Raw genomic sequence first — 25,313 nt, 5'->3', positions numbered from 1 at the left:
GTTGGGGCAGGCATCTGAACTCAGGTCGTATACCTGGGCACGGTCCACGACTTCATCCGACACCTGCCAGTACTGGGTCTTGTGGCAGTAGGTCGTACCGGCGGCCCACTTCGGGTGACCGTTTTTCTCGGACGTAGGTACCTGGATACGACCTGGACCAGCGCTTGTGTAGGCGGGTACCCAGATACCACGCCCGTCAGATGAGCGCCCCAGGTGGATGAAGAAGTGGCTGTGGCGGACGCCTGACTCCCTTCCATTGGAAACGTCCGTCAACGGGGATTCCAGCATCACCGCTGGAGCTAGGTGGAGGACGAGTCCAGGATAGAAGTTCTCGGGACGTACGGGCATGGCAGGCTTTCTCTCCTCATAGAAGAGGGTTGTGTCGTCGGGTGACGAGGTGAGCCCCATAGGGACGTTCCCCATCTCGACCGCTGACGCCTGTCCGTGGCTTCTCCGAGGTGATTTCTGATGCTCGCTAGAAGCGAATCCCTTCACGCTGATGCGCCCAGCGCTATCGCGGCGTAGTGGTGCCCCGTGCGCTCTTCACGGGACACGCCACACGACGACGTGCATGGTGCAGCGGGGGCTACTGCGCCTGAGGCTCGGTGCCGCCACCCTCGGGCGTGCCACCCTCGGTGGTGGGGGCGGCGGACTCGGTCGTGCCCGCCGCAGCGCCCTCGTCGGCCTCGGGCTCGTCGGCAATCTCCGGCGCCGTGCCCGCGGCCTCGGCCGCCTGCTGCGTCTTCACGTCGTCGTCGCTCATGAAGCCGATGGGGTTCTCCTTGCGATTGAGGAACCGCACCGCCTTCTTCGAGAGCGCGAACATCTGCTCAGCCGTCGCCGCCGGCACCAGCGCGTGCTCGATCTGCGCGGGCTCGGGCCGCTCCACCACCCCGAGCGCCCCGTCCTCGAGCTGCTTGGCCTGCGCCTGGCTCAGCTCCAGCCGGCGCAACCGCCCCTTGCGCGTCATGAAGTAGAAGGCCGTCTCGCCCGGCTCGCTCGGCACCTGCGCGCCCATCACCAGCTCGCGCAGCGCCCGGTCCAGCTCGAGCTGCTTCTTCGACTCGATGCGCTGGTACTCCTTGGAGCCCGGCAGCGGCGGCAGCTTGGGGATCGGTCGCTCGGCCGCGGTGGCGGCAGGCCGGCCGTGCTGCGGGCGACCGCCACCGCCTCCCTCGCGGTGCGGTGGACGATCATCGCGGCGTGGGGGACGATCATCCCGCCGGGGCGGGCGGTCATCCCTCCGAGGAGGACGGTCATCCCGCCGAGGCGGGCGGTCGTCCCTCCGAGGCGCGCTGGCCTCCTGTCGCGGTGTCTGGGCAGGGGGCGAGCGGCGGGGGGCCGGAGCGCTCGTCTCTGACTTTTTGGCCTGGTCCTCGGATACGAGGCCTGCCTTCAGGAGTTTGTCGCGCAGGTTCTGCATGATGAGTTCGGGGTTCTATCCCTTGCACAGCCGAGCGCAAGGGGCGCTTGCCGCCTCTGTATGCGCCACATAACTTGCGCTGCCCTTATGTCGGAGGATCTGTGAGCCGTCTCGTGAGGTCCACATTCATTGCCGCCCTGGCGCTCACCGCCGCGGCCTGTACCTCGGATCCCGTCGACAAGGCGGCCAAGGCCCGCATCTTCTCGCCCGAGGATCCTCCCAAGGTGGTGGCCTCGGCCGCCGAGAAGCTCCCTCCGGAGGACGTGGCCGACAACCCCCGCGTCGCCCGCCGCATCCTCGGCATGGAGGCCGCTGAAGTCACCGAGCGCCTGGGGCCCCACACCTACAAGGCCAAGGTGGACTTCGAGTGGACCACCAAGGAGGCCCCGCCGGTGCGCCTGTCCGAGACGCGCACCCTGCGCGCCGGCCCGGGCGGCGTCAGCGGCGACTTCCATGGTCAGCTGGACAACAGTCGGGACCAGGGCCTCGAGGTGATGCGGGTGGGAGGAAAGGTGTACGCCCGCAACCGCTACAGCACCTTCCGCCAGCGTCTGCGAGACCGCGGCATGGCCGAGCGCACCCGCGCGGAGCTCACTGGCGCCCTGCGAGACATGGACGCGCTCTTCCAGGGCCGCATGCTGCTCGAGCCCCAGGGCACCATCACCTATGAGGGCCGCACCGCGTGGCGCTACCAGGTGAAGCTGGGCGACAAGGTGGACGCCTCCGCCCCCAAGCAGCTGCCCGCGCTGCTCGAGCCCAAGAACGGGCGCGATGAGACGACCCAGCGCCGCCTGGCCTTCTTCGAGCACCGCGTGCCCAAGAGCCTGGACGGCGAGGTGCTGGTGGACGCCGCCACCTCCGTCGTCCTCAAGACGCGCCTGGATGGCCACCTCACGGTGCCCGCCGACAAGACGCCCGAGGCCGCCGACCTGCGCATGTCCCTGGAGTCCGCCCTCACCGGCATCGGCCAGGACCCCCAGCTGCAGCCGCCCGAGAAGTTCCTCCCCGACGCCGACAAGCCCGAGGGCATCGCCGACGCCCTCGACCGCTTCGGCATCCCGCGCGCCAAGACGGGCGCCGACGCGGGCACTCCCGGCGAGACGGACCCGGAGGACGAGGGGTAGTGTAGGGAGAGGTGCGCGCCGCCGGGCCCTACCTGATAGGGTGGCTCGGCTGCCTGCTGTGACCGGCGTGTCCGAGCCGCGGACCGCGCAAGCCCGTGAGCGTCTGTAAGTCCTTGAAATCCGGGCGGTGCTGACTGGCCTTGGGCTTGCTCTGCCCAGGAGCCATGCGCCGCCTCGTGCTGCTCGTGCTGCTGATTCCAAGTCTGGTGACTTCCCCGGCCTGGGCCTCCAGCCAGAGCCTGGGGTTCACCGTGGCCCCCGTGGGGGCCTTCCTGCTCACGGGCACCCCCAAGGGTCGCGTGGCGGGGTACGCCGCCGAGGTGGGCTGGTCCTACCGGCATGCGGACGCGCTGGCCGAGGTGGGCGGGCATGTGGCCTCCAGCCAGTTCCTCACCACGGCCACGCCCGTGGCGGTGCGCTTCACCCCCCTGAGGGACTCGACCATCCGGCCCTTCGTGGGCCTGGGCGCCAGCCTCCTGGTCCCCCACCTGCAGTCGGTGGCCTACCAGGCCATGGCCTCCTCCAACATGCTGGTGGGAGCGGAGCTGAGCGGCGGGGTGGGGGTGGAGCTCGGCCAGGGATTTTTCCTCTCCACCGAGGCGCGATATCAGAGCTTTTCCACCCAGGGGGACCCGCTGTCCGGGGAGCGCCAGGAGCTGGGATCGGCCTTCGTTGGGGTGGGCTTCCGCATGTAGGCCAAGCGTTGGCCTGCTACAGACGGGGATCACCCTGTTGGAAGAAAATTTGACCGACCTCTTGCGTCTTCTAGAATCCCCACTGGTTGCGGCCCAGACGCGTCTGACATGCTCAGGTGTTCAGATGGCGCCATTTCAAGGGAGCGGAGATGGAGCGCAAGGTTGGTAGTAGCACGGTGACGACGAAGGAGGTCAAGGCGGCGCTGGAGAAGACGCGCACCCTGACGTCCGAGGAGGAGAAGGTGCTGCGCATGCGTCACGGCGCTGGCGCTCCGAGCACCAAGGCTCCGCTCCCCCGTGCGGCGGGCAACAACGAGGAGCTGGCCGACGAGCTGCTCGTCATCGAGATGCAGCTGATGAAGGCCATGCGTGAGCGCACCGGTCAGACGAAGTCGGGCAGCAAGCCCAAGGTCGCCGCCGCTCGCGCCGCCGAGTCCTCGGGCAACCCCGCCAAGGACAAGATCGTCCGCGCGCTGCGCAAGAAGAAGTAGCCGGCCGCCAGCTCCTACCCATTGAGTATGGCCACGAGGCGGGCTCCCGCCTCGGGCAGGGAGAGGGCTGCGCCAGACACCTCCGTGGAGAGTGCCTCCGCGTCGTCCGTACCTCCGCGGGAGAACAGCCCCTTCAGCCAGGCGCTGGCGGAGGGGTTGCGCCAGAAGTCCTCGTTGAAGCGCTCCATCAACCGGGCCGTGAGGCGCGTCTCCAGCGCCCACGCGCGCAGGTAGCGCGCCGAGTACAGCTGGGGATCCACGTCGAACAGGAAGAAGCCCGGGTGCGGCTCCACGAAGAGCGCGCGTCGCTGGCCCGCCACGTACTCCTCGGCTCGCTCCTCCGAGGCGCCGCGCGTGGTGAGCGACAGCTCGTAGGAGAGCTTCGCGCAGTGGCGCCGCATCACCGCCAGGGCCTGGAAGGCCGCCAGTCGCACGGTGTCCCGCGCCGGAGTGCTCGGCAGGTGGAGGTAGCGCTTGAGCCACTCGGGGCAGAGCAGGAGCCGCTCGGTGAGCGCGGCGTAGGCCTCCGTCACCGAGGCATCTCCCAGCCGGCGCAGCTCCACCGGCGCCGTCTCCGAGATGTGGGCCAGGTGCTGAGCGTGGCCGAACTCGTGGAGCAGCCCCCCGAGCCTGTCCATGCCGCCCTCCAGGTGGATCACCAGGCGCACCTCGCTCGGGACGCGCACCGCGGCGACGAAGGGGCGACGGGCCTTGCCGGACCGCGGCTCGTCATCGATGCGGATGCGGCCGTTGGCGGCGGGCGGGAGGTTCCACTCGTTCAGCCAGCGCGTCACGGCGGGCATCAAGTCCTCGCGCCGGAAGAAGCTGTCCATCCACGGGGACTGGAGCGCGGCCTGGAGATCATGCCGGCGCGCGTCCCCGCCGGGCAGCGGGCGCAGGGTGGGCTCCAGCTTGCGCAGCACGTAGCCGAGCACGTCGCGGTACGCGTCCTCGGTGCGCCGGAGCGTCTCCTCCGCCGCCTCGACGAGCTTGTCGTGGGCGATGCCGGACACGTCGTCTCGCAGCAGCGGGTAGCTCCTGGCTCCCAGCCGCTCGGCGGTCCGCAGCGCCGCCTCGCGCCGTGCGCCATAGCGGCCGCGCTCGCCCCACAGGAAGTTGCCCACGGCCCGTTCCAGCAGGGCGCGGCGGCCTCGCTGCGTCTCCTGGGGAAGCTGGCTCAGCACCTCGCCGAAGGAGAGGGTCTGGTCATCCACGGGCAGGCGGGCCTGGGCCTCGAGCTTCGCGACGGCCTCGACGTCGCGCGCGGCGAGCGCCTCTTCCACCTGGCCGGCGACCAGCTCTCGCAGCAGCTGGAGGCGGCGCACGGCGAGCACATCATTCTTGGCTCGGGCCTTCTCCAGGGCCTCGGTGGCGGCGGAGAAGGTGTCGGGGTCGGAGACCTCGGGGAAGCTGGCGTGGAGCGCGCTGACGGGCAGGTCTGTCGAGAGTCCTGCGCCGTGGCGGTAGTGCAGGGTTGCCAGCTCGGCGAGGAAGTCGTCCAGCCTCGCGCGAACGGAGTGCACGGGACGGTCCATGGCGGGCACCCTATGCAGGAAGCGGTCGACATGGAAGGGTTTGCAGGGCATGGAGTGCCGCTCGGAGGGCCACCCGTGAAGCGCAGAACCTTTCAGGTCGAGGGCGTGCTGGTGGGGCTCTCCGTGGTGGAGGCCGTGGCCGCCCAGCTCGGGATGACCGTGGAGGTGGCCCGAGGCCTCGTGGAGACGGGCGCCGTGTACCTCGCGGGGCGGCGCTGCCGGGAGGCCGATGCCCGCCTGCGCGCGGGGCAGGTGGTCGCGGTGGTGCTGGAGGAGGCGGGGCGCAGCTCGCTCGCGGCCCCGGCTCCGCCTCCGGCGCTCGGCATCCTGTTCGAGGATGAGGAGCTCGTCGCGGTGGACAAGCCCGCGGGCATCACCGCGCAGCCCACGGAAGGGCGCGTCGGCGAGAGCCTGGTGGACCGGGTGAGCCAGAAGCTGGGGCGGCCCGCGGGGCTCGTGCACCGGCTGGACCGGGAGACGTCGGGCGTCACCGTCTTCGGCAAGACGCCCCAGGCGACGACGGCGCTGGCGGCGGAGTTCCGCGAGGGCCATGCCCGCAAGCGCTACGTGGCGGCCACCGGCCCGGGGCTCCCCGAGTCGGGCACGGTGGAGCTCCCGCTGTCGAGGGACCCGTCACGTCCCGGGCGCTGGCGCGCGAGCCATGCCGCCAACGGAGTGCCCGCGTACACCGACTTCCGGACCCTGTACGCGGGCGAGGCGTTCTGCCTGGTGGAGCTGCTGCCTCGGACCGGGCGCACGCACCAGCTGCGCGCGCACCTCACGGCGCTGGGCAGGCCCATCCTGGGAGATGCGCGCTACGGAGGGGCCTCTCAGGCCGGGGGGATTCCCGCGCCGCGCTGCCTGCTGCACGCGCAGGCGCTGGAGCTGGCACACCCGCGCACCGGCGAGCCTCTGCGCCTCGAGGCTCCGGTGCCCGAGGACCTGCGGCGCTTCTTCACCGAGGCCGGCGTGCCCGTGCCCGAGGGCCCCATTGCCCCCGTCACGCCGCGCACAGGAAGTCCACGCCCTCCACCCAGCCGCGGGCGGTGAGGTCCGCGCGGATCTCCTCTCGGGCCCAGCGGATGCCCACGCAGACGAGGAGGAGCTCTCCAGCGGGCGGCCCCAGCTGCTCCGGCGACACCACGGGGATGCCCTCGATGCGGGTGCCCACCTTGCGCGGGTGCACGTCGACGAGGCGCTGCACGGCCACGCCCTCCTCTCGCAGGAACCGGGTGAGGGTCAGCCCGCTGGGCCCCGCGCCCCACACCGTGCACGACCGCCCGCCAGCCAGGGGACCGAGCGCCAGGTATCGCGCCTTCACCCACGTGAAGCGCCGCACGTCGTACCGCGGGTCCGTCCGCGTCAGCCGCCCCGAGCTGTCCCGCCAGCGCAGCAGCACCTCGGGCAGGTTCCTCAGGCCATGTCCGGCGTGTAGCAGCTTGAGCCACAGCGCGTAGTCCTCGGGAAAGTTGCCGTGCTCCCATCCTCCGCTGGCCAGGAGCGCCTCTCGCCGCAGGCACACCGAGGGGTGGCACAGCGGACTCTCGATGAAGCGCTCGCGGAAGAGGGCCTCGGCCGTGGTGAGCCCGTTGAGCCACGCCGCGTACGCTTGCAGCGAGGGGCTCACCGGCTGGTCCTCCCGGAAGAGCTCCACGGCCGTGCCCACTCCCGCCAGGTGGGAGTCCGCCTCCAAGGCCGCCACGCTGGCCTCCAGCCGGCGAGGCAGGGCCTCGTCATCCGCGTCCATGCGGGCCACGTAGGGGGATGTGGCTTGGGAGAGCGCGAGCTGGAGCGCGGCCACCAGCCCTCGGCCTCCGCCGTCGAGCACCTCCACCCGGGTGTCCCGAGCCGCCAGCCCCTGGAGCACGCCGCGTGTGTCATCCGTGGAGCCGTCATCCACCGCGAGGACCCGGATGTCACTCAGCGTGCCAACGAGCAGGCTTTCCACGGCTCGGGCGACCGTGGGCGCCGAGTTGCGGGCGGGAAGGAGGACAGTGACGACCGGAGGGGGCATCGTGTGTAGACTGCCCCAGCGATGGGTGGCGTGAGAAACGGCAAGAGCGAGACCGAGACCGGGGAGCCCGGTGCCCGCCAGGAGACGCTCGCCGTGGAGGGCCTGTCTCCAGCGGATGCCAGCCGGGTGCAGAGCCGGGTGGAGCAGCACCTCCAGGTGGCCTTCCGTCTGTTGAGCGAGCGCCAGGCCCCCAAGGCCTTCGGCGAGCTGGTGCGCGCCACCCGCTCCCTGCCCATGACGCGGCGGCTCGCCTCGGCGCTCGTCACCGTGTCGCTCCGGGCCGGCACCGAGGCCGCCGCCATCACGCTGCTGTCCTCCGCCGTCGACAAGGTGGAGGGCCTGGCGCGCCGCGACGTGCGCCGGCAGCTCGCGCGGGTGCTGCGCAAGGTGGATCAGCTGTCCCGGGCCATCGAGGTCCTCGAGGCGCTGCTCGCCGCCGTGCCCGATGATCATGCCTCTCGCCGGGTGCTTCAGGCGCTGCTGGAGCGCACCGGACGGTGGGAGGCGCTGGTGGCCTCCCTGGAGCGCGAGGCGCAGGAGGCCTTCCATCGCGGGGAGTACTACCGCGCCGCCCGGGCCGCGAGCTGGCGCGCTCGCATCCAGGCCGAGCAGCTGCGCAACCTGGCGCGCGCGGCGGAGAGCTACGGCCAGGCCGCCAACTACCTGGAGCAGATGGAGGACGCCGTGGGCGCCTTCACCGTGCGGCTGGATGGGCTCCGGGTGCTCCACGCGTCGGGCGCATCCGAGGCGGTGCTGACCGCGGCGGCGTCGGTGTGCATGAGCGCGGCGGCCCGGCTGGGCCGGGATGCCCAGGCGCGACAGGTGCTGGAGGAGCTGAAGCTCATCCCCCCGCGGATCGACCCGACTTCCTCCGAGGCCACCTCCTCGCAGGAGGCTCCGGCCGACATCCCAGCGCCCAGGAACACCGCGACGGTCGAGATGTCCTTGCCCCTGCTCAAGGCCATGCTCGCTGCCGCATCCTCCGAGCAGAACCTGAGCGGCGTCTCGGAGCCTGGGGTCAACGTGCCTCTGCCCGCTCCGGCTCCGGCCGCGCCTCCGCCCGCTCCGGAGCCGGTTGGAGCCTCGGCTCCGTCGCCCCAGGTCTCGGCTCCAGCCAGTCCCCCGCCCGCGGCCCCTCCGGCGGAGGCCCCTGCTGCCGCGCGCAGCCTCGAGTCTGACCGGGCCGCCGGGCGTCCCACCGAGCTCATGATGCCTGCGGTCTCCCTGCCGCTCGAGAGCTCCCAGCAGCCCTCGCGAGAAGACGACGACGGAGAGGCCCTTGCAGCTCCCGAGGACGGAGAGAAGGGCGGCGATGAGCTGAGGGCGGGTGACGGCTCGCCGCTCACCGAGCTGCTCGAGCTTCCCGAGGAGGAGGCCCCTCACTCCGCGCCGCCTGTCGCCCAGGCCGAAGCAGAGGAGCCCCCCGAGCAGGAGGCCGCGTCCGAGGAGCCTCCGCCTCCCCCAGTCGACGAGGAAGAGGAGGTAGGGGAGGAGGAAGAAGAGGATCCCCTGGCCGAGCAGCGCCTGGAGGCGCAGCTCATCGCCCGCAAGTCCTGGCGCGAGCTGGCGCAGCTCTATCTGTCCCGCGCTGATCGCGCGAAGGAGCCGCTGCTGCGCGCCGAGGCGCTCACCCGGCTCGCGGAGCTGATGGAGGACGAGCTGAGCGATCCCTCGGGCGCCGCGCGCATCTACCGGGAGATCGTCACCCTCACGGGCGATCGCGATGCCCTGAAGGAGCAGGTACGGCTCCTGTCTCAGCGCGGAGATCCCACCCTGGTGCGCCGGGCCCTCGACGAGGCGGTGCAGACCGCTCGCACGCCCAAGGCCCGGGCCGCCGCCTACCTCACCCGCGCCGAGCGCGCGCTCGAGGCGGGTGAGCAGACCCAGGCCAAGGCCGACTTCGAGACGGCCGAGGCGCTCACGCCCGGCATGCTCCTGGTGCTCGCGGGCCTGGCTCGCTGCGTGCCGGGCCCCGAGCGGACCATCATGGCCAACCGCCTGCGGGCCGCGCTCGCCGCCGCTCCTCGCCGCTCTCCGGATCGGCTCGAGGCGCTGCGGGTGCTCGCCACCGTGGCCGACGACTCGCTGAAGGAGCCGAAGCTGGCGCAGTGGGCCTGGGCGGAGGTGCTCGCCGAGGAGCCCACTGAGGCCCACGCGCGCGAGCGGCTCCTGGAGCTGGCGCGGCAGCTGAAGGATCGCGGCGCGCTCAGCCAGCTCCTGCGCGAGCAGATCTCCCGCGAGCCCCGAGGCCCCTCGGCGCGGCTGGCCCGCATGGAGCTGGTGGCCACCCTCGAGGACGCCGGGGACGCGGAGGGCGCGCTCACCGAGCTGCGGCAGGCCGTGCGCTTCGAGCCCGGCCACAAGGACGCCTGGCTGCTGCTGGCCGACCGCCTCACCGAGCATGGACAGATCGGCGAGGCGGCCTGGGCGCTGGACAATGCCGCCTCCGCCATGGAGGACGAGGCGGAGCGCCTGCGCACCTGGCAGCGGCTGGCCAGCTTCTGCCACAACGTGCTCAAGGACTCGGCCCGCGCGGAGATGTATTCCCGGCGCGCGGACAACCTGCGGCGCTCCCTCGAGGACAAGAGCGTGCCCCCGATTCCGGAGCCGCCGCGCAGTCCTCCTCCTCCGCCTCGCCGCGAGGGCACCGGCGCACGGCCGCAGATCCTCATCCCGGCGCCTGGGAACCTGGAGCTGACCCCCTCGGGCCAGGCTCATCCCCCCATCGGAGACGAGCCCAAGACGGACATCCACGAAGGGGCGACAGCTTCCAGCATCCCCGATCACGCCCGGCCGACCATCGAGTTCTCCGCGGTCACGTTCCCCGGCGACAAGATGCCCTTCTCCGACGAGGAGACGACGGCGACCGAGGCGCCAGAGGGGTTCGTGCCTCCCGGGTCGGTGCCCGGCTCCGAGCTCAAGACGGAGCCCGTCACGGTCCCCCAGCCGGCCGCTCCGTCCGAGAAGGCTCCACCGCCCGCCGCCGCTCCCAAGAAGAGGACGAGCAAGAAGGTCGACATCGCGGCGCTGAGCGCCTCCCGCGAGCTGGACGCGCTCCTCGGGGACGAGCAGGAGGACGAGGCGGACCACACCAGTCCGTTCCTGTCGGCCTGGTCGATGAAGCGCCCCGCGCAGCTCGTCAGTCCTCTCAAGGACGCCAAGGACTCCAAGCCCGCACCGGGCAGCGCCGCGACTCCGCCCCCGCCGCCCGCCGAGGCGAAGGCCGCGCTGGAGAAGGCCGCCCCGGAGAAGGCGCCCGCGCCGAAGGTCAGCACGGAGAAGCCCACCGCGCGGATGCGGAAGCTGCGCCCCGCCCTCCCGCAGGAGGCCGTGCCGCCACCACCGCCTCCTCCCGAGCCGGAGCCGCCGCCCGCACGCTCCAAGCCCCCCTCCGAGGACACCGCTCCGGGGCGACGGGGCGCGATGAAGTCACCGCCTCAGGCCCAGGCCCCAGCGGCCTGGAGCGTGCCGACGCCGAAGGGCACCGGGAACCGCCCCGCGGTGGGGGCCTCCTCGCAGGAGCCGAGCGCCTCGCAAGGCCCGCGCTCGCCCAAGCGTCAGGAGCCACCGGAGTCCGCCTTCTCCAAGGTCTCGCCCCGGGAGACCGATGAGGCCCCCGCCTACAGCGCGGGCCCCGTCCAGAACACGTCGTTCATCTCCTGGGAGGCGCCTCCCGGAAGGATGGAGCCCGTGCGCCGGGTGGCTCGCGCGCGTGGAGCGCCCGCGCCCAAGTCCCCGCAGGCCCCGCCGCCCGAGCGGCCCACGGCCGAGCCCGCCGTGTTCAAGAAGGTGCGCGAGTACCCGCTCGACGCCGAGCTCTACCTCCAGATCGCGGACTACTTCGAGGGCCGCGGGGACGCCGAGCGCGCCGTGCTGATGCGGGAGATCGCCGACGCGCTCGAGGGGCGCGAGGGCACCCACATCCGTCCTCCGCGCCGCCCGCTCTCCCTGGACGATCGCTCGGGGCTGCGCCACCCGATCCTCCGCTCTCCGGCGGGAGAGCTGCTCACGTGCGTGGGGGTGGCGCTCTGCCGGCTCTTCCCCGTGCATGGCCGGGCCGCCGGCACCAACGAACCGGTGCGCTCGAGCCTCGGGCCCGGAGCGCCCGTGGCCAAGGAGGCGCTCGAGACGACGCAGCGCCTGCTCGGCATCGAGCCGCCGGAGGTGGTGCTCTCCGAGGACAACGGCCCGCCCTTCTCGCTCGTCTTCTCGAGCACCCCGCGGCTGCTGGTGGGCAGGCAGGCGGTGCGCCAGGTGCTGCCGGCCGCGGAGCTGCGCTTCTACGCCGGCCGCGCGCTCATCTGCCTGGAGCCGGACCTGCTCGCCCTGCGCAGCCTCAAGAAGGACCAGGTCCTGCGCGGCCTGGCGCTGCTCTCCACGGTGCTCAAGGACGGGCAGTCCCACAGCCTCGAGGCCCGCGTGGTGCGAGAGACGCTGTCCACCCGCCAGCTCGAGCGGGCCGCGGCGCTCTTCGGCCCCGCGACGCGGGAGTTCGACGTGTCCGCCATGGCGGACGCGGCGCGAGACTCCTCCAACCGCGCGGGGCTCATCGCCTGCGGCGCGGTGGGGCCGGCGCTCGCGGCGCTGAAGATGAAGCGCGCCCTGGAGCGCGAGGTGGTGGAGCTGGTGCGCTTCGCCGCCTCCGAGCGCTACTTCCAGCTTCGCATCGCGTCCTGAGGCGGGCCGCTCAGCCCACCTGCAGCTTGATGGTGAGGGCCACCAGCCGGCCCTTCTCCCCGCCCAGGTCGTGCCGGTAGCCGATGTCGATGCCGCCGCCCTCGCCCGTCAGGAAGCCCAGGCCCACGCCCAGCTGCGAGGCCTTCTGGAACCCGTCATAGGTGTACCCCACGCGGAAGGGGAGCGTCTGGCCGAGGATGTACTCGCCGCCGACGCTGTAGGTGAAGATCCGCTCCTCGCGTGACTCGAAGTCGGCGCGTACGTCCCCGGCCAGGGTGAGCAGCCCCGTCATGAAGCCCAGGTGGGCCGAGTAGTAGCGCCCCAGCTCCTCGTTCTGCGTGTCGATGAGGTTGTGGGCGGAGAAGCCCGCGCTGATGCCGTCGGACAGGCGCAGCAGCAGGCCGGCGGACACGGTGGTGGAGTTGGCCTGCCGGGGGCTGCTCATCCGCAGGTAGTGCACCGAGGTGCCCACCATGACGCCGGGGGTGATGGGCAGGGCGAAGGCCAGCGTGCTGTAGTGGGCCGTGGCCCGGCCCTCGCCGTTGCGCAGGCTGAGGATGTGGTAGTCCAGCCCGGCGGCCAGCTGGCTCGTCTTGGCGTCCATGAGGGCCACCCCGCCGAAGGCGTCCTTGTTGTGGGTGTCCCAGGCGCCGTGCATCTCGATGCGGTACATCTGCCACATGGCGATGGCGGCGGGGTTTCCCAGCACGGCCTCCGTGCCCATGCCGAGCGCCCGGTAGGCTCCGCCCATGGCATAGGCGCGCGCGCTCATCACGTCTCTGAGGTCCTCCACTTCGGCCTGGGCGTGGACGGTGGTGGACAGACACAGCGCCAGCAGGAGCATCAATCGGTGAGGCATGGGGGGCGCATCCTATCCGCCTTGATGCCTCGGGGGGCCATCACTAGATTGGGCACCCCTATGTCCGCTCCTACACCCAAGACAGAGCCCCTGCTGCGCAAGTGCGTGATTCCCGCCGCGGGGTTGGGCACGCGCTTCCTCCCTGCGACCAAGGCCATCCCCAAGGAGATGCTGCCCATCGTCGACACGCCGACGCTTCAGTACATCGTCCAGGAGGCCGTCTCCGCGGGCATCACCGACGTCATCCTCATCAGTGGTCGCGGCAAGGAGTCCATGATCGACCACTTCGATCTCGCCGTGGAGCTGGAGGCCACGCTCAAGGCCCGCGGCAAGGAGGAGGAGTTCCGCAAGCTGCGTGCCATCTCGGACATGGTGACCGTGCTCAGCGTGCGGCAGAAGGAGCCGCTGGGGCTCGGCCACGCCGTGCTGTGCGCCCGGGGCCTGGTGGGCAACGAGCCGTTCGGCGTCATGCTCGGAGACGACATGATCGACTCCGAGGATCCGGGCATCCGGCAGCTGGCCCGCGTGTTCCACCAGTACAAGCAGGGCGTGGTGGCGCTGATGGAGGTGCCCGACAGCGAGACGCACCTGTACGGCATCGCCGCCGGCAAGGAGATCGCCGACGGCGTCATCCAGATCGACCGCATCGTCGAGAAGCCCAAGCGCGGCACCGCGCCGTCCAACCTGGCCGTCATCGGCCGCTACGTGCTGCCGCCGGACATCTTCGGCATCCTGGAGAACCAGCCGCCGGGCGTGGGCGGGGAGATCCAGCTCACCGACGGCCTGGCCACGCTGCAGAAGCAGCAGGGGCTGCTGGGCTACCGCTTCAAGGGCCTGCGCTACGACGCGGGTGACAAGGTGGGCTACCTCAAGGCCAACATCGCCTATGCCCTGAAGCGGCCGGAGCTGCGCGGGCCGCTGCTCGAGTGGCTGGGCGAGATCGTCAAGGCGGAGAAGCCGTGAAGCGACTCGTCGTTCTGGTGGGAGTGCTCACCGCGCTGGGCGCGGGAGCGTATGTGCTGCCTGGGGGCTCCATCCTGCGGCGCATGGTGGGTGGGCAGGATCAGACCTACCCGTCCTCGGCGCGGGTGGACGGCTCGTTCGTCTTCTCGGGGCCCGCGGTGAAGGAGGCCGCCGCGGCGCTGAACCTGCCCACGGACCGCTCCGAGCTGGTCGCCGACGGCTCCATCCTCCTGAAGGCGCCGGGCCGCTGCCGCTTCGAGGTGTCCGTGCCCGACGGCAACAAGGTGGCGGTGGTGCAGGCCGGCGCGCGCCGGCGCGTGGAGGGCACCGAGCTGGCCGTGCTGTCCGCGGCCATCAGCCAGCTGTGCCCCATCCTCGCGGTGCGCGCCTCCTCGGACCACGACCTGGACACGCGGGATGCCGTGGAGCAGCACCTGCAGAGCCTGGGCATCGCCACGCGCACCACCTCGCTGGCGCGCTTCGGGGGCGAGGTGGCCTACGTGCTCGGCGAGCCCGACGAGAGCAAGCCCCAGTTCTGGATCTACAAGGACGCCTTCCGCCCGGCGCGCGTGCGCTGGAAGGAGAAGACCGGCCCGGCGTGGGACGTGCGCTTCATCGACTACACCTCGCCGGCCACCGGGGAGTGGATGCCTCGCGGCATCGAGGTGTGGCGCGATGGCCAGCGCACCCTGCGCTTCACCGCCATCAAGTCCGACACGCGCGCCGCCCTGGCCGACAAGCTCTTCACCCCTTGAGGAGAAATGCCGTCCAAAACCCCCGCTAATCGCCGCGCGGGCCTCGGTCTGGCGCGGCGGCCCGGGCGTGGTAGGGCAGCGGAAACAGGCGGCTTCCCCCCTTCTTGACGCAGTGCGCAGAAACTTTTTTGCGGCCTCCTGGACAATTGCAGGCAGAGCTCCCCCCTCTGGCCGGACGGTAACGGGCGCTTCCAGGGACCACACCATGCAGAACCGTACGGCACGCACGAGCGACACCCGCGAGTCCCGGCTGAGGGAGGCCGCCGCCACGGCTTCGGACGCGAACGCGCTCCTCTGGAAGTTCCTGCCCACGGGGGCCTCGGTGGCCACCGCGCGCCAGGACGGGCTGTGCGCCGGCATCTGCGCCTCGCACAAGCTGGCGCGGACGGACCTGCCCCGGCTGCTCCAGCACCAGTCCGCCTTCGAGGCCGCCGCGCTGAAGCATGGGCTGCCGCCGGCGCTGCTGGCCGCCATCGCCAGCCGCGAGTCTCGCGCGGGCGCGCAGCTGGACGGCAACGGGCTGGGCGGGGGAGGGGAGTGCTTCGGGCTGATGCAGCTCGACTCCCGCTATCACCGCCCCCGTGGCGGCGCCTACAGCGCCGAGCACATCGACCAGGCGGCGCAGGTCCTCGGGCAGCTGCTCCAGGTGGTGAGGGCCCGGCACCCGGGGTGGCCGGCGGAGCAGCAGCTCCGGGGCGCGCTGGTGGCGTACGACTCGGGCGTCTCCAACGTGCGGACGATCAAGGACATGGATCGCGGCACCACGGGCGAGGACTACTCCAACGACGTCTGGGCGCGGGCCCAGGCGCTGGCCGCGCACTTCGCGGGCCCGGGGAGCCCCGTGGAGGCCGTGGAGGCGCGCCCTGCTCGCGGCACCTTCCGGTTTCCCCGGGCTCCTGCTTCGTCCCGGCTGACAGGGCGGGCTTGAAAGTAGCCCCCGGTGGCTGCGGGCCCGTATCCTGGGGCCCATGTTCGATTACGAGCGAACGGAACTCTGGAAGCGGACACTGGGGGATCGGGCGGGGGACGCGGCCCAGGCGGCGCGGGCCCACCTGCGCGAGCAGCTGCGGTGCTCCTGGCGGCACGCCCAGCAGATCGCCGAGCAGCTCCGGGCGGCCTACCCCACGCTGAAGCCGCAGGGCGGCAGCCGCTTTGGCGCGCTCTGGGAGCGGGTCGATCTCATCCTCGGGCCCGAGTACCCGCTCAATGCCGCCGAGGCCTTCGTGCTGGGCGGCGCGTTGATCCTCTACGATCTGGGCCACGGGCTGGCGGGCCTGCCGGGCGGCGAGGCGGAGCTGCACACCAGGCAGGAGTGGAAGGAGGCGCTGGCCACGTGCATCCGCCGGGAGACGGAGCGCTCGCCCACGCCGGTGGAGATGGCGCGCCCCACGCCGGAGTACGTGCGGATGGCCACGGAGGAGGCGCTCCAGGTGCTCGCCGTGAAGCACGCGCGCAAGCTGGCGCTGGCGCCCTACAAGGGCCCGGGCGGAGAGGAGCTGCGGCTCGTCGACGATGCGGCGCTCCAGGGGCAGTTCGGGGAGATCCTCGGGGAGCTGGCATACAGCCACGGCTGGGATGTGGCGGAGGTGAGCCGGGCGTTCGCGGCGCGCAGGCTCGAGGCGCCCCAGCCCCTGCCTCCGGACTGGACGGTGGATGCGCTGAAGGTGGCCGCCGCGCTGCGGGCCGCGGACACGGTGCTCGTCGAGGAGCGCCGCCGCAAGCTCAGCCGGCCCACGCTGGTGCATGACCGCCTCCTCTATACCGCCGGAGAGCCCTTCGCGCGGGGCGAGGCGGAGATGTTCTGGGCGTGCTTCGAGGCGCTGCGGAAGATCGACCGGGATCTGCACGACGTGGACGTGCTGCTGTCGGCGAGCGGCCGGCCGCGCTTCCTGGCTCGCGGCGTGGTGGACGCGGAGGATGCGGGGCGGCTGGCCAACCACGTGAGGACGCAGGGGTGGACGCCGGTGGACGCGCGCGTGCACGTCTCCGAGGTGCCCAGCCTCATCGCGCAGATCGGCGGGGCGCAGCTCTACCGCAAGGACCCTTCGGTTCCGCTGCGCGAGCTCATCCAGAACGCGGCGGATGCGGTGCGGGCGCGGCGGGCGCTGGCGGGGCTGAAGGACGACTGGGGCTCCATCACGGTGAGGATGGGCCGGGACACCAACGGCCGCTGGCTGGAGGTGGCGGACACGGGCCTGGGGATGACGGACCGGGTGATGACGCGGCACCTGCTGGACTTCGGGACGAGCTACTGGACGACGGAGGACATGCGGCGGGACTACCCGGGGCTGGCCTCCAGCGGGTTCGCGCCGGCGGGGCGGTTCGGCATCGGCTTCTTCTCCGTCTTCATGTGGGGCGAGCGGCTGCGGGTGGTGTCGCGGCCCTTCCAGCAGGAGGAGACGCACGTCCTGGAGTTCGACAACGGGCTGGGCGCGCACCCCATCCTGCGGCCGGCGGATCCAGAGGAGCTGCTCCCCGAGGGCGGCACCCGGGTGCGCGTGTGGCTGTCGCGCGAGCGCGACTGGGAGCAGATGCTCCTGGACCGCAGCGATCAGTGGGACCACTGGTCCGAGTCGGAGGAGCGCATCTCGTTCTCCGAGCTGCTGGGGCGCATCGCCCCCACGCTGGACGTGACGCTGAAGCTGGAGGAGCGCCCCGGGCAGCCGGTGACGGTCATCGAGGCCAACGACTGGAAGACGCTGGACGCGACGAAGCTGCTGCGGCGCATCGGCAACACGGCGCGCGGGGTGAACACGGCGCTGATGGAGTTCCTGGCGCCCATGGTGCGGCCGGTGCTGGATGCGAGCGGGCAGTGCATCGGGCGCATCTGCATCGCCTCGGGCGCGATGCAGCGGTGGGCGGGCCTGTCGGTCATCACCGCGGGCGGGCTGCGAGCGCGCTACTCGCGCGAGTTCACCGGGGCGCTGCTGGGCTCCACGGACGTGGCCACGCGCGATGACGCGGAGCCGCTGGCGGTGCGCGAGGACATCGCCCGGTGGGCCACGGAGCAGGCCCGGCTGTGGGAGCGCTACCAGCTCAACTTCGAGGGCTACGAGCTGCACAAGCGGCTGGACATCGGCCTGGCGGTGCTCTCGTGCGGAGGCGAGCCGGGAGGGCTGCCCATCGGGTACCGCGCCGGCACGCCGCTCACGCTGGCCATGCTCCAGGAGTTCGTCGGCGAGCGGGACGAGGTGACGCTGGTGGACGGCTCGGAGCGCCCGGTGCGCAAGTTCCCGGACCTGCTCGTCATCCCCTGCCACGAGGCGGGGCACACGGCGGCGGGCCGGCTGCTGGTGCACCTGCCCGCGCTGCTGGGGGTGTACATCGCCCGGGCGTGGGGCGTGACGGTCCACGAGGTGATGGCGAGCGTCCAGGTCTCCGAGAAGGAGTGGACACCGACGGACGGGCGCAAGCGCAGGACGTGGGTCTTCCAGCGCCCGTCGATGCTGCGCATCCACTGAGGTGAGCGCCCAGGCCCCCCGCGTCCGGGCGGCCCTGTCGGGCGCACTCTGTCCGAACTGGTCTGCTTGTCATACCAGTTCGGTACCGGTTCGCCGACTCGGGCCTACTGGCGCCGACGAGGGAAGGGCGGGCCGTGGCGCCGACGCAGGACCCACAGGCCGAGCAGTACCGCCATGGCTCCCAGCCCCGTGCCGGGAGAGGCTCCGCACCCGCAGCCGACATCGAGCTCCGAGGGCGATAGCACCTCGAAGCTCGTGGGAGGAGAGGCGAGGCCCGGGTTGCCCGCGGCATCCCAGAAGCGGACGGTGGCGCTGTGTCTGCCGGGGGCGAGCGCCTGCGTGGCCGGGAGCGTGTAGAGGAAGCGCCTCTCGGCATCCAAGGGCAGACGGGCCACCTCGACATCGTCTATCTCGAGGCTGACGGTGGCGCCGCTCAGGCTCGTGCCCGCGAGCAGCGGCGTGGGGTCCACCCGCGCATCCTCCGCGGGCAGCACGAGGACGGGCCGCATCACGACCTCGAAGCGGCTCGGTGGGGAGAGCGGGCTGCGGAGGCCCAGGAACTCGGCGGAGACGCTCAGCTCGCGAGCGCCCAGCGGGAGGTCGGAGGGGGGCGTGTAGGCGAACGTTCCGCTGGAGCCATCGGGCACCAACTCCGCGTAGGGCTGGCCATCCAGGTAGAGATGGACTCGGACATCGGGCTCGGCCACGCCCTCGAGCCGGGTGCGCTGTTCCACCAGGGGGGCCCCATCCGCCGGCTGCGTCAGCGTGGGCGTGGCTGGCATCCGCAAGGGCGCGGAGAGGGGCTGCGCGGAGCCATAGGAGGTGCCGCCATCGAGGCTGATCGGGCCTGCTCCGCGGCTGGTGCCCGTGGCCAGCGAGCGCCCGGGTGCGCCGGCGAGCACCACCGTGGGGCAGGCGAGGGATGCGCCCTGCAGGAAGATGACGCCCCCGCTACCCCCTCCGCCGGGACCGACGGCGATGGTGGGATGGATGGTGTTTCCGCCCGAGCCGCCGGAGGCTTCCGCGCCGCCGCACGTCACTTCTCCCAAGGCACGCAGGGAGATGGCCCCGCCCGCGCCGCCCCCGCCTGCCCCGTCATCTCCGGTTCCAGTCGTCGGAGGTACGGCCATGCCCCTGGCGCTGAAGCGTCCGGTCCCCGTCACCGCGCCGGCCCGGATGAGGATCAGCCCTCCACCCGTACCGCCGCTGGTCCCGCGGTCGTTGTTGCCGTGGCCCGCGCCGCCCCCTCCTCCGAACAGGAGACGCTCGTGGGGGAGGTAGTCCACCGCCGCTCCGCCCAGGCCTCCCACGTTCTGAGCAGGGTCGACCGAGAAAGCACCCCTGCCTCCGAGGCCTGCATGGCCTCCGCCCCCGCCTCCGGAATTGTGACAGCTGCCACCGCCGCCACCGAGGGTCAGGTTGCCCCGCCCGGAGGCCGTGCCGAAGCGCTCGGGCACCAGCCCTTCTCCCTTGATGCTGCCACCCTGGGGCAGGGAGAGGTCCGGGTCAGGAGGGCAGTCGTTGAGGTTGGCCTGGTTGATGTAGGGGCCGCCGCGAAAGCCCACGCTGTCCGCGGAGATGAGGCCGTCATTGCTCAGGGTGCCGGAGACCAGCATGGCGAGGATGCCACCCGTGCTGCCATTCCAGGGGAGTGCTTGCAGCGAGGCGCCGGTGAGTACCTGGACATCGGTGTACTCGGGCACGCTCACCACCTGCGTCACACCTGGCGGGTAGCTGTTGATGAGCGGAGCGGTCAGTCGCAGCGCTCCGGGAGAGACGGCCTCCACGCGTGCGTACTCGAACTGGCCCACGGTGGAGGTCTCGAGGTTGAGCCGTCCCTGGGCTCCCGAGGGAGGCGCGGGGGTGAGGCCGGTGGACTGATGCAGCAGCACCAGCTCTCCGGCGACGAAGTCGGTGGAGGGGGAGACCGTCAGCTCCCGCGTCCCGGCCGCCGCGCTGGCGGTGAGCCGCGCGTAGTGGTTGACGAGCGTGTTGGGCGTGTTGACGAGCAAGGAGCCGCTGCGCCCGGAGCCAAGCCAGAAGGTGTCCGGCTCGGCGAGGGCGCTCCCGGACAGGAGCAGTCCGAGCAGGAGGGGGACAATCCGCATGCGGACATGCTGCCCCAGCCGGTCGGCATGGGTCGAGGAGGGAGCAGGTCCTCTCCGCCCCATACACGGGAAGCCCAACACAGCCCATGACGGGCTCGCTCAGGAGCCCCGTGCACCCAAGCCGAGAGACGGCGAGCCGACATCTGGCATCCCGCCCGTTCACCATCGGTCTTCTCGCTCCCCCACCCGGAGGGAGCCCGCGGAGCCCCGTTGTAGAATGGGCGCACGGCATCCCGCCGATCCCTTCAGGAGCGCGCCCGCGTGGATCCCCGCCGACTGTCCAGCCCATCCCCGCAGTCCACCTCCGGCAGCGCGATGCAGGCCGCCAGCTCCGAGTCCAACACGCTGCGCGCGGCGGTGCCCGGGCTCTTCTCGTCGCTGCCTCCCAACGCCTCGCCCCTGGAGCAGAACCGGCTCATCACCCAGGGCTACCTGCGCCTCGCCCACGCCATGCAGGCGATCATCGACCCGGCCTTCCGCCCGGGGGGCGTCAGCCGCATCATGCCCAACTGGTTCGGCTTCGCCCCTCATGCCTCGCAGGAGGCCGGCAAGGGCATCCTCGGCGCGGCCGTCGCCCACCGCATCATCGACGCCGCTCAGGGCGAGCCCTCCTCCTCCATCCCCCAGGCGCTGGACCGCGTCGGGCTCCGGGGGCCGCGGCGGCTCGCCCTCGAGGCCCTCTCGCAGGCGATGACCTGGTACGGCCTGCCTCGTGACGTGGCCGCCGCGTTCGCCTCCATGCAGGGCGCGCTCAACCTCGAGGCCCTGAGCGATCCGCGCACCCTCTGGACCACCGCGCAGCGCTTCGCCAAGCTCTACATCGAGGCGCCAGGCAGGGATCCGCTCGCCAAGGCCGAGGCCGTCATCGTCACCCTGGAGCGCTGCCTCAACCACGGCAACGTCGCCATCTTCACGGACATCGGCGGCTCGGGAGAGCTGTACCTCTCCTGGAGGCAGTCCGTCGGCCCCGCCCCCGCCGCGCGCGTGCTGGCGGAGTTCTCCCGCCCCGGCTCCCGCCCCGATCAGGCCCAGCTCGCCTATGCCTTCGCGCTGCAGCACGCCCACGACGTGCCGCGCCCGTCGGAGTTCTCGCGCCTGCTGCCCAGCGTGTCCACCGAGAGCCTGGTCGTCGTGGCCTTCGCGCTCTTCGAGCAGGCCCGGCAGACTCCCAGCGCCGGGGTGCGAGACGCGCTCATCGGCATCGCCAACAACTTCCTGGCCTACCAGGAGCAGTTCACCGCGGTGCAGCCCGCCTTCACGCCGACCACGCCCCGCCCGGACGAGGTGCCTCGCTCCGAGCTGATGCGCGCCTTGACTCCGCTCATCTGCCTGGAGATGGGCCCCGTGGCGTGGAAGTTCACCGACTACGCGTGCGACCAGCGCGACCGGGACGGAAAGCTCCTCACCTCCAAGGCCACCGAGTACAACTGGGCGCTGTTCTCGGACCGCTGGCCGCCCATCCTCCAGTCCTTCGAGGTCGGCTACGAGAACCCCACGGCGCTGTGGGTCGCGCCGCCGCCGCTCGTCCGCCCCGATGGTCAGCTCACCGGGGCGGACTGAGCGGCGCTCGGCGGGGCGGCGCCTCGGGGGTTACGCCGCCCTCCTTACGGATCGACGATGCCGTGGGACGCCATGATGGAGTGGAACACGTTCGCCGCCGCGCTGCCGCGCTGGACCCAGATATACGTCTCGATGTTCTCGAAGAACGTCTGGTAGCTCTGCGCGTTCGACTGGCCCATGGCGTAGATCATCCCGCTCATGAAGTCGTCCGGGTTCCTGCGGAACGGCGTGCAGCCGTAGGGCGCCTGGGTGGAGCAGAGGCGCCCGTTGAGCCACGACCACACCGCCTGGTTGACCGACGTCATCCTGTAGCCCGCCGAGGTGCCGCAGGCGCCGTTGGGATTGGTGCTCGGCCGATCGTTGTCGAACTGGCCGATCTGCGCGTCGGAGGTGATGCAGCCCGGATCGTGCACCCGCGAGCTCCCCTGGCCGAGGCTCGCGAAGGTGCACGAGGTGCTCGTGGTGGAGAAGTCGTAGGGCAGGTCCGTGTACAGCTTGCGCCCCAGGTAGAGCGCCGTCACGTCGCTCAGCGTCTCCCGCAGCGGGATGGCCTCGTCGGTCGTGTCCGGCATGCACTTGCCCGACAGCACCGAGGAGCCCATCACCCCGTGGGTCGCATGCTGGTCGACGTAGTGCCCCAGCTCGTGGAAGAGCACGCCGGAGCGGCTCACGCAGGCATAGATGCAGGAGGTCGTCACTCCCGGATGGGCGGGCTGGATGGCGGCCCCCTGGACCTGGCACTGCTGGAACCTGCCCAGCGCCCCGTCGCACATGTCGAGCTCGCCGGCCTCGGGGCTCGTGTCGATGTTGGTCACCAGGTTGAGCGGCCCTGGCGTGAACAGGCCGAAGGGCGACGTCGGCGCGTGGTCCCAGCCGAAGGGCTGGTGCAGGGCATCCAGGTGCATCAGCGCCGTCCGGGCCTTCTGGTACATGTTCTGCGTATTGAACTGGAAGACATCGGACGCCGCCGTGGCCGTGAAGAACGAGCCCGGCACCTGGGTCCCCGGCAGGAACTGGTTGGCCAGGTGGACGGTGGGCAGCAGGTTGTTCTCCTGATGGAGATCGTAGACCAGCGCTCGGTCATCCCCCAGGCGCAGCTTCCAGCCCGTGAGCGGGTTGTAGCTGCCAGTCCAGGTCGAGCCGGGCAGCCACGGGTAGATCGCCTCCGCCGTCGTCATCGGATCGTCGGTCATCGCGGTGCCTCGCACCTGGGCCACCGGCACGTGGTCGAAGGCGCTCTCGGCGGCCAGCTCGCGGCGCTCGATCAGCGCGCCCGTGTCGGCCGCCAGCAGCACCAGGAGCGCTCCGGTGGAGCCGCTCAGCTCCGCGGCCCAGGCCATCGTCCCTCGCTCGGGCACGGCGACCAGCTCGAGCTTCTCGAGCACGCTGTCGCCTCCCACGCTGGCGAGCACCGTCCGCTCGGCGACCTCGCGGGAGATGGGGTTGCGCAGGCCGGCCAGCTCCCGGCGGTTGTCGACGAACGTGCCGACGATGGAGAGCACCCCGCCGGAGCCGTCGCTGCTGACCGCCACGCTCTCGTCGGGGCCGAGCACGCGGTAGCCCCGGTAGCGCTGCGCGTAGCGGTGGACCACCAGGCCCGGGCTCGGAGCCACCGGGGCGATGGCCTCGATGCGCCGCTGGAACTCCAGCTCGCTGAACAGCGTGTCGCCAGTGCTCCCGTCCGGCGGCGTGAAGCCGAGCAGCCGGGCGTTGGAGCGCGCCCAGCTGATCAGCCGGCCTCGCGGATCATCGTTCTCGAACACGAACAGCGGCGAGCGGTCTCGGTGGAAGACCGCGGCGGCCCGGCCGTCGCTGGTCCAGCGCAGCTGGAGGTTGGCGTTCGTGGCCAGCTGGAGCACTGCGACGAGCTGCTCGTCCGCGGCCCTCAGCGAGGAATCGTCGAGCTGCACCTCGTCGAGACAGCCGGTCATCAGGACACAGCCCATCAGCAGCCAGGGCTTCATCGGGTTCTTCGCGGGCATGACAGGTTCTCCACGGCCCTGGGCGATCGCTCGCTCAGGCCTCTCGGGACAGCTCAGGGGTGATCAGGGAAGTGCCGCGGCTCGCGGCGGGAGGGGTGGGGCGTGACGGACGTCACGCCTCCGGGACAGGGTGGGCACGGAGCCAGGAGCCCGTGCCGCACCAGGACCGCCAACTACTCATCGATGACGTTGTACTGGGACTCGTTGAAGAGGCGCAGGTTGTGGTTGTACGCCTTGGCCTCCTCGGGGGTGTTGCACACGGTGGCGCACAGCTGGCCCGTGGTGTCCGTGCGCTGGCCCGGCGGGCACGGCACGCCCACGGTGGGCGACACCAGGGGACAGCCGGCCGGCATGGGCTTGAGGTGCTCCCAGCGCGTCTTGCTCAGGCAGACCGCGCCGTGAGGGGACCAGCCCGCCTCGAAGAGCGGAGTGCTCGCGTTCTCGGGAAGGGGACGGATGGCGGTGTCCAGGTCGTCCCACGGATGGATGGGGGTGCCGTCCAGGGTGAAGGAGGTGCCGTTGCCGCAGTAGTCGGCCCGGGCCATGCGCGTGCAGGCCTCATGCATGTCCTTCATCGACGTCTGCGAGTCCTGCCCCTCCAGCCACGGCTTGTACCCCCAGCGGTAGCACTTGGCGATGACGCCGGAGTCGCAGCCGAAGGTGAAGCGGCTCGGGTCCTCGTCGCTGCGCCTGCCGTACGTGGTGTCGAAGACGCCGCTGATCGGCACGGCCAGATGCCCGGTCGTATTGGACGCACCAGCCCCGGGCTGGCACACGTCCACGGCGGCGGCGCCTCCAAAAGTCATCGTCTTCAGGTGGTAGAGGAAGGTCTCGCCCGTCGCGTCCCAGCTCTTGAGGCCTGGGACCGGCACCTGCGCGGCGTTGACCACGGCCTCGATGCGCACCGCGGTGGCCTCGCCATTCACCTGCGCCTTGAGGAGCGCGCCCTGTAGGGCGGTGCCGCGCAGCACGCGCTTGCCGGGCAGCGCGCCGGTGTCCGGCACCAGGGTCATGCTCCAGCTGGTGCCCGTCTGGTAGGGCCCCGCCATCACGTTGTAGACGCCGCTGGTGGGGCAGGTGAACTGAACGCTCGGGCACGAGTTGATGCAGGCGTCATCGCCCGAGACCAGGCGCGAGGGGCTGGTGTGCTCGCAGGTGGCGGTGCCAGCGCAGACGCGCACCACCGGATCTCCCGTGCACGAGCCCAGGCCGCAGGCGCCACCGCCCAGGGTCACGGGTTCGCCCGGCGTGCAGGTGCCGATGCCCATGGCGGTGAAGCCGCAGGAGCGCGCGAGCCCCGAGGCGACGGCCGTGCACGGCAGCATGCTGGGCGTGGTCCGTGAGAGCGTGTAGGGCTGCGAGCCGACGAGCTCGCCCTGCTCCAGGTGCAGGTTCTCGATGGGGACCCCGTTGAGCGTGGCCTCGAGGAAGGACGCGCTCGTCAGGCTCGAGGCGTGGAGCTGGGTGCCCTGGGTGGGCCAGCCCGGATCCTGCTCCGCCATCTCCGCCGCTTCAGAGGTCCGCAGGGAGGGGACCTCCTCTTCCCCGGGCTCGATAGGACCGCCGCAGGCGGCCAGGATGGCTACACAGCAGAAGGAGCTGAGCAACAGGCGCTGGAGTTTCATGGCAGGACCCTCGTTCATGCGGGTTTCCCAAAGCATCCACC

The 25,313-nt window shown here is 71.6% G+C and carries 17 protein-coding genes; 10 read left to right on the top strand and 7 right to left on the bottom strand.

Annotation, left to right across the window (positions count from 1 at the left end; translation table 11 throughout):
- Positions 1-586 precede the first annotated feature (586 nt).
- Positions 587-1,423: a DUF2058 family protein gene (locus KY572_RS07745; protein WP_224241827.1), complete on the bottom strand. Its 837-nt coding sequence runs from the start codon at positions 1,421-1,423 to the stop codon at positions 587-589.
- 101 nt (positions 1,424-1,524) lie between these two features.
- Between KY572_RS07745 and KY572_RS07740 the strand changes: the two genes are divergently transcribed.
- The 3 genes from KY572_RS07740 (at position 1,525) to KY572_RS07730 (ending at position 3,733) form a co-directional block, all read left to right on the top strand.
- Positions 1,525-2,547: a hypothetical protein gene (locus tag KY572_RS07740; protein ID WP_224241825.1), complete on the top strand. Its 1,023-nt coding sequence runs from the start codon at positions 1,525-1,527 to the stop codon at positions 2,545-2,547.
- Between the two features lie 164 nt (positions 2,548-2,711).
- Positions 2,712-3,242: a hypothetical protein gene (locus KY572_RS07735; protein ID WP_224241823.1), complete on the top strand. Its 531-nt coding sequence runs from the start codon at positions 2,712-2,714 to the stop codon at positions 3,240-3,242.
- A gap of 149 nt (positions 3,243-3,391) precedes the next feature.
- Entirely contained in the window at positions 3,392-3,733 is a 342-nt protein-coding gene (locus KY572_RS07730) for a hypothetical protein (RefSeq protein ID WP_224241821.1), read from the top strand.
- 14 nt (positions 3,734-3,747) lie between these two features.
- Here KY572_RS07730 and KY572_RS07725 read toward each other — a convergent pair whose 3' ends face one another.
- Entirely contained in the window at positions 3,748-5,268 is a 1,521-nt protein-coding gene (locus KY572_RS07725; protein WP_224241819.1) for a peptidase M3, read from the bottom strand.
- A 75-nt stretch (positions 5,269-5,343) separates the two neighbouring features.
- Here KY572_RS07725 and KY572_RS07720 point away from each other — a divergent pair, with 75 nt between their 5' ends.
- Entirely contained in the window at positions 5,344-6,318 is a 975-nt protein-coding gene (locus tag KY572_RS07720) for an RluA family pseudouridine synthase (protein WP_224241817.1), read from the top strand.
- Here KY572_RS07720 and KY572_RS07715 read toward each other — a convergent pair.
- Positions 6,269-7,282, bottom strand: coding sequence for a glycosyltransferase (locus tag KY572_RS07715; protein ID WP_224241815.1), 1,014 nt, complete (start codon positions 7,280-7,282; stop codon positions 6,269-6,271). The genes KY572_RS07720 and KY572_RS07715 overlap by 50 nt on opposite strands.
- Before the next feature lie 21 nt (positions 7,283-7,303).
- Here KY572_RS07715 and KY572_RS07710 point away from each other — a divergent pair, with 21 nt between their 5' ends.
- Entirely contained in the window at positions 7,304-11,959 is a 4,656-nt protein-coding gene (locus tag KY572_RS07710; protein ID WP_407659907.1) for a hypothetical protein, read from the top strand.
- A gap of 10 nt (positions 11,960-11,969) precedes the next feature.
- Here the strand turns inward: KY572_RS07710 and KY572_RS07705 are convergent, their stop codons facing one another.
- Positions 11,970-12,818 carry a PorV/PorQ family protein gene (locus tag KY572_RS07705; protein WP_224241811.1) on the bottom strand — a complete coding sequence of 283 codons (849 nt, stop codon included), beginning with the start codon at positions 12,816-12,818 and terminating at the stop codon, positions 11,970-11,972.
- Between the two features lie 60 nt (positions 12,819-12,878).
- On the opposite strand from KY572_RS07705, the gene galU reads away from it, so the two are divergent.
- From galU to KY572_RS07685, 4 genes are all read left to right on the top strand, one after another.
- A complete protein-coding gene (galU, locus tag KY572_RS07700; RefSeq protein ID WP_224241810.1) occupies positions 12,879-13,781 on the top strand; it encodes a UTP--glucose-1-phosphate uridylyltransferase GalU in 903 nt (300 codons plus the stop codon).
- The gene (locus tag KY572_RS07695) at positions 13,778-14,536 is read left to right on the top strand and encodes a hypothetical protein (RefSeq protein WP_224241807.1); all 759 of its coding nucleotides are present in this window, start codon (positions 13,778-13,780) and stop codon (positions 14,534-14,536) included. The genes galU and KY572_RS07695 overlap by 4 nt, the downstream gene beginning before the upstream one ends.
- 205 nt (positions 14,537-14,741) lie before the next feature.
- On the top strand, positions 14,742-15,464 hold the full coding sequence (locus KY572_RS07690) for a lysozyme (RefSeq protein ID WP_224241805.1): 723 nt from the start codon (positions 14,742-14,744) through the stop codon (positions 15,462-15,464).
- 40 nt (positions 15,465-15,504) lie between these two features.
- Entirely contained in the window at positions 15,505-17,997 is a 2,493-nt protein-coding gene (locus KY572_RS07685) for an HD domain-containing protein (RefSeq protein WP_224241803.1), read from the top strand.
- Between the two features lie 104 nt (positions 17,998-18,101).
- Here KY572_RS07685 and agmC read toward each other — a convergent pair whose 3' ends face one another.
- The gene (gene agmC / locus KY572_RS07680) at positions 18,102-20,105 is read right to left on the bottom strand and encodes an adventurous gliding motility protein AgmC (RefSeq protein ID WP_224241800.1); all 2,004 of its coding nucleotides are present in this window, start codon (positions 20,103-20,105) and stop codon (positions 18,102-18,104) included.
- A gap of 261 nt (positions 20,106-20,366) precedes the next feature.
- Here agmC and KY572_RS07675 point away from each other — a divergent pair, with 261 nt between their 5' ends.
- The gene (locus tag KY572_RS07675) at positions 20,367-21,665 is read left to right on the top strand and encodes a hypothetical protein (protein ID WP_224241799.1); all 1,299 of its coding nucleotides are present in this window, start codon (positions 20,367-20,369) and stop codon (positions 21,663-21,665) included.
- 44 nt (positions 21,666-21,709) lie between these two features.
- Here KY572_RS07675 and KY572_RS07670 read toward each other — a convergent pair whose 3' ends face one another.
- Together KY572_RS07670 and KY572_RS07665 are read right to left on the bottom strand one after the other, a co-directional pair.
- Positions 21,710-23,647, bottom strand: coding sequence for a hypothetical protein (locus KY572_RS07670; RefSeq protein WP_224241797.1), 1,938 nt, complete (start codon positions 23,645-23,647; stop codon positions 21,710-21,712).
- A gap of 173 nt (positions 23,648-23,820) precedes the next feature.
- On the bottom strand, positions 23,821-25,272 hold the full coding sequence (locus KY572_RS07665) for an ADYC domain-containing protein (RefSeq protein ID WP_224241795.1): 1,452 nt from the start codon (positions 25,270-25,272) through the stop codon (positions 23,821-23,823).
- Positions 25,273-25,313 lie beyond the last annotated feature (41 nt).

The sequence above is a fragment of the Hyalangium gracile genome, from assembly GCF_020103725.1.
GTDB lineage: Bacteria > Myxococcota > Myxococcia > Myxococcales > Myxococcaceae > Hyalangium > Hyalangium gracile.
Note: the sequence above shows the minus strand (reverse complement) of the source record. Positions and strands in the feature narration are given on the sequence as shown.

Coding starts and splice junctions, on each gene's coding strand:
- galU (WP_224241810.1), top strand. CDS start 12,879: ATGTCCGCTCCTACACCCAAGACAGAGCCCCTGCTGCGCAAGTGCGTG.
- KY572_RS07715 (WP_224241815.1), bottom strand. CDS start 7,282: ATGCCCCCTCCGGTCGTCACTGTCCTCCTTCCCGCCCGCAACTCGGCG.
- KY572_RS07670 (WP_224241797.1), bottom strand. CDS start 23,647: ATGCCCGCGAAGAACCCGATGAAGCCCTGGCTGCTGATGGGCTGTGTC.
- KY572_RS07710 (WP_407659907.1), top strand. CDS start 7,304: ATGGGTGGCGTGAGAAACGGCAAGAGCGAGACCGAGACCGGGGAGCCC.
- KY572_RS07665 (WP_224241795.1), bottom strand. CDS start 25,272: ATGAAACTCCAGCGCCTGTTGCTCAGCTCCTTCTGCTGTGTAGCCATC.
- KY572_RS07690 (WP_224241805.1), top strand. CDS start 14,742: ATGCAGAACCGTACGGCACGCACGAGCGACACCCGCGAGTCCCGGCTG.
- KY572_RS07685 (WP_224241803.1), top strand. CDS start 15,505: ATGTTCGATTACGAGCGAACGGAACTCTGGAAGCGGACACTGGGGGAT.
- KY572_RS07725 (WP_224241819.1), bottom strand. CDS start 5,268: ATGGACCGTCCCGTGCACTCCGTTCGCGCGAGGCTGGACGACTTCCTC.
- KY572_RS07745 (WP_224241827.1), bottom strand. CDS start 1,423: ATGCAGAACCTGCGCGACAAACTCCTGAAGGCAGGCCTCGTATCCGAG.
- KY572_RS07730 (WP_224241821.1), top strand. CDS start 3,392: ATGGAGCGCAAGGTTGGTAGTAGCACGGTGACGACGAAGGAGGTCAAG.
- agmC (WP_224241800.1), bottom strand. CDS start 20,105: ATGCGGATTGTCCCCCTCCTGCTCGGACTGCTCCTGTCCGGGAGCGCC.
- KY572_RS07705 (WP_224241811.1), bottom strand. CDS start 12,818: ATGCCTCACCGATTGATGCTCCTGCTGGCGCTGTGTCTGTCCACCACC.
- KY572_RS07735 (WP_224241823.1), top strand. CDS start 2,712: ATGCGCCGCCTCGTGCTGCTCGTGCTGCTGATTCCAAGTCTGGTGACT.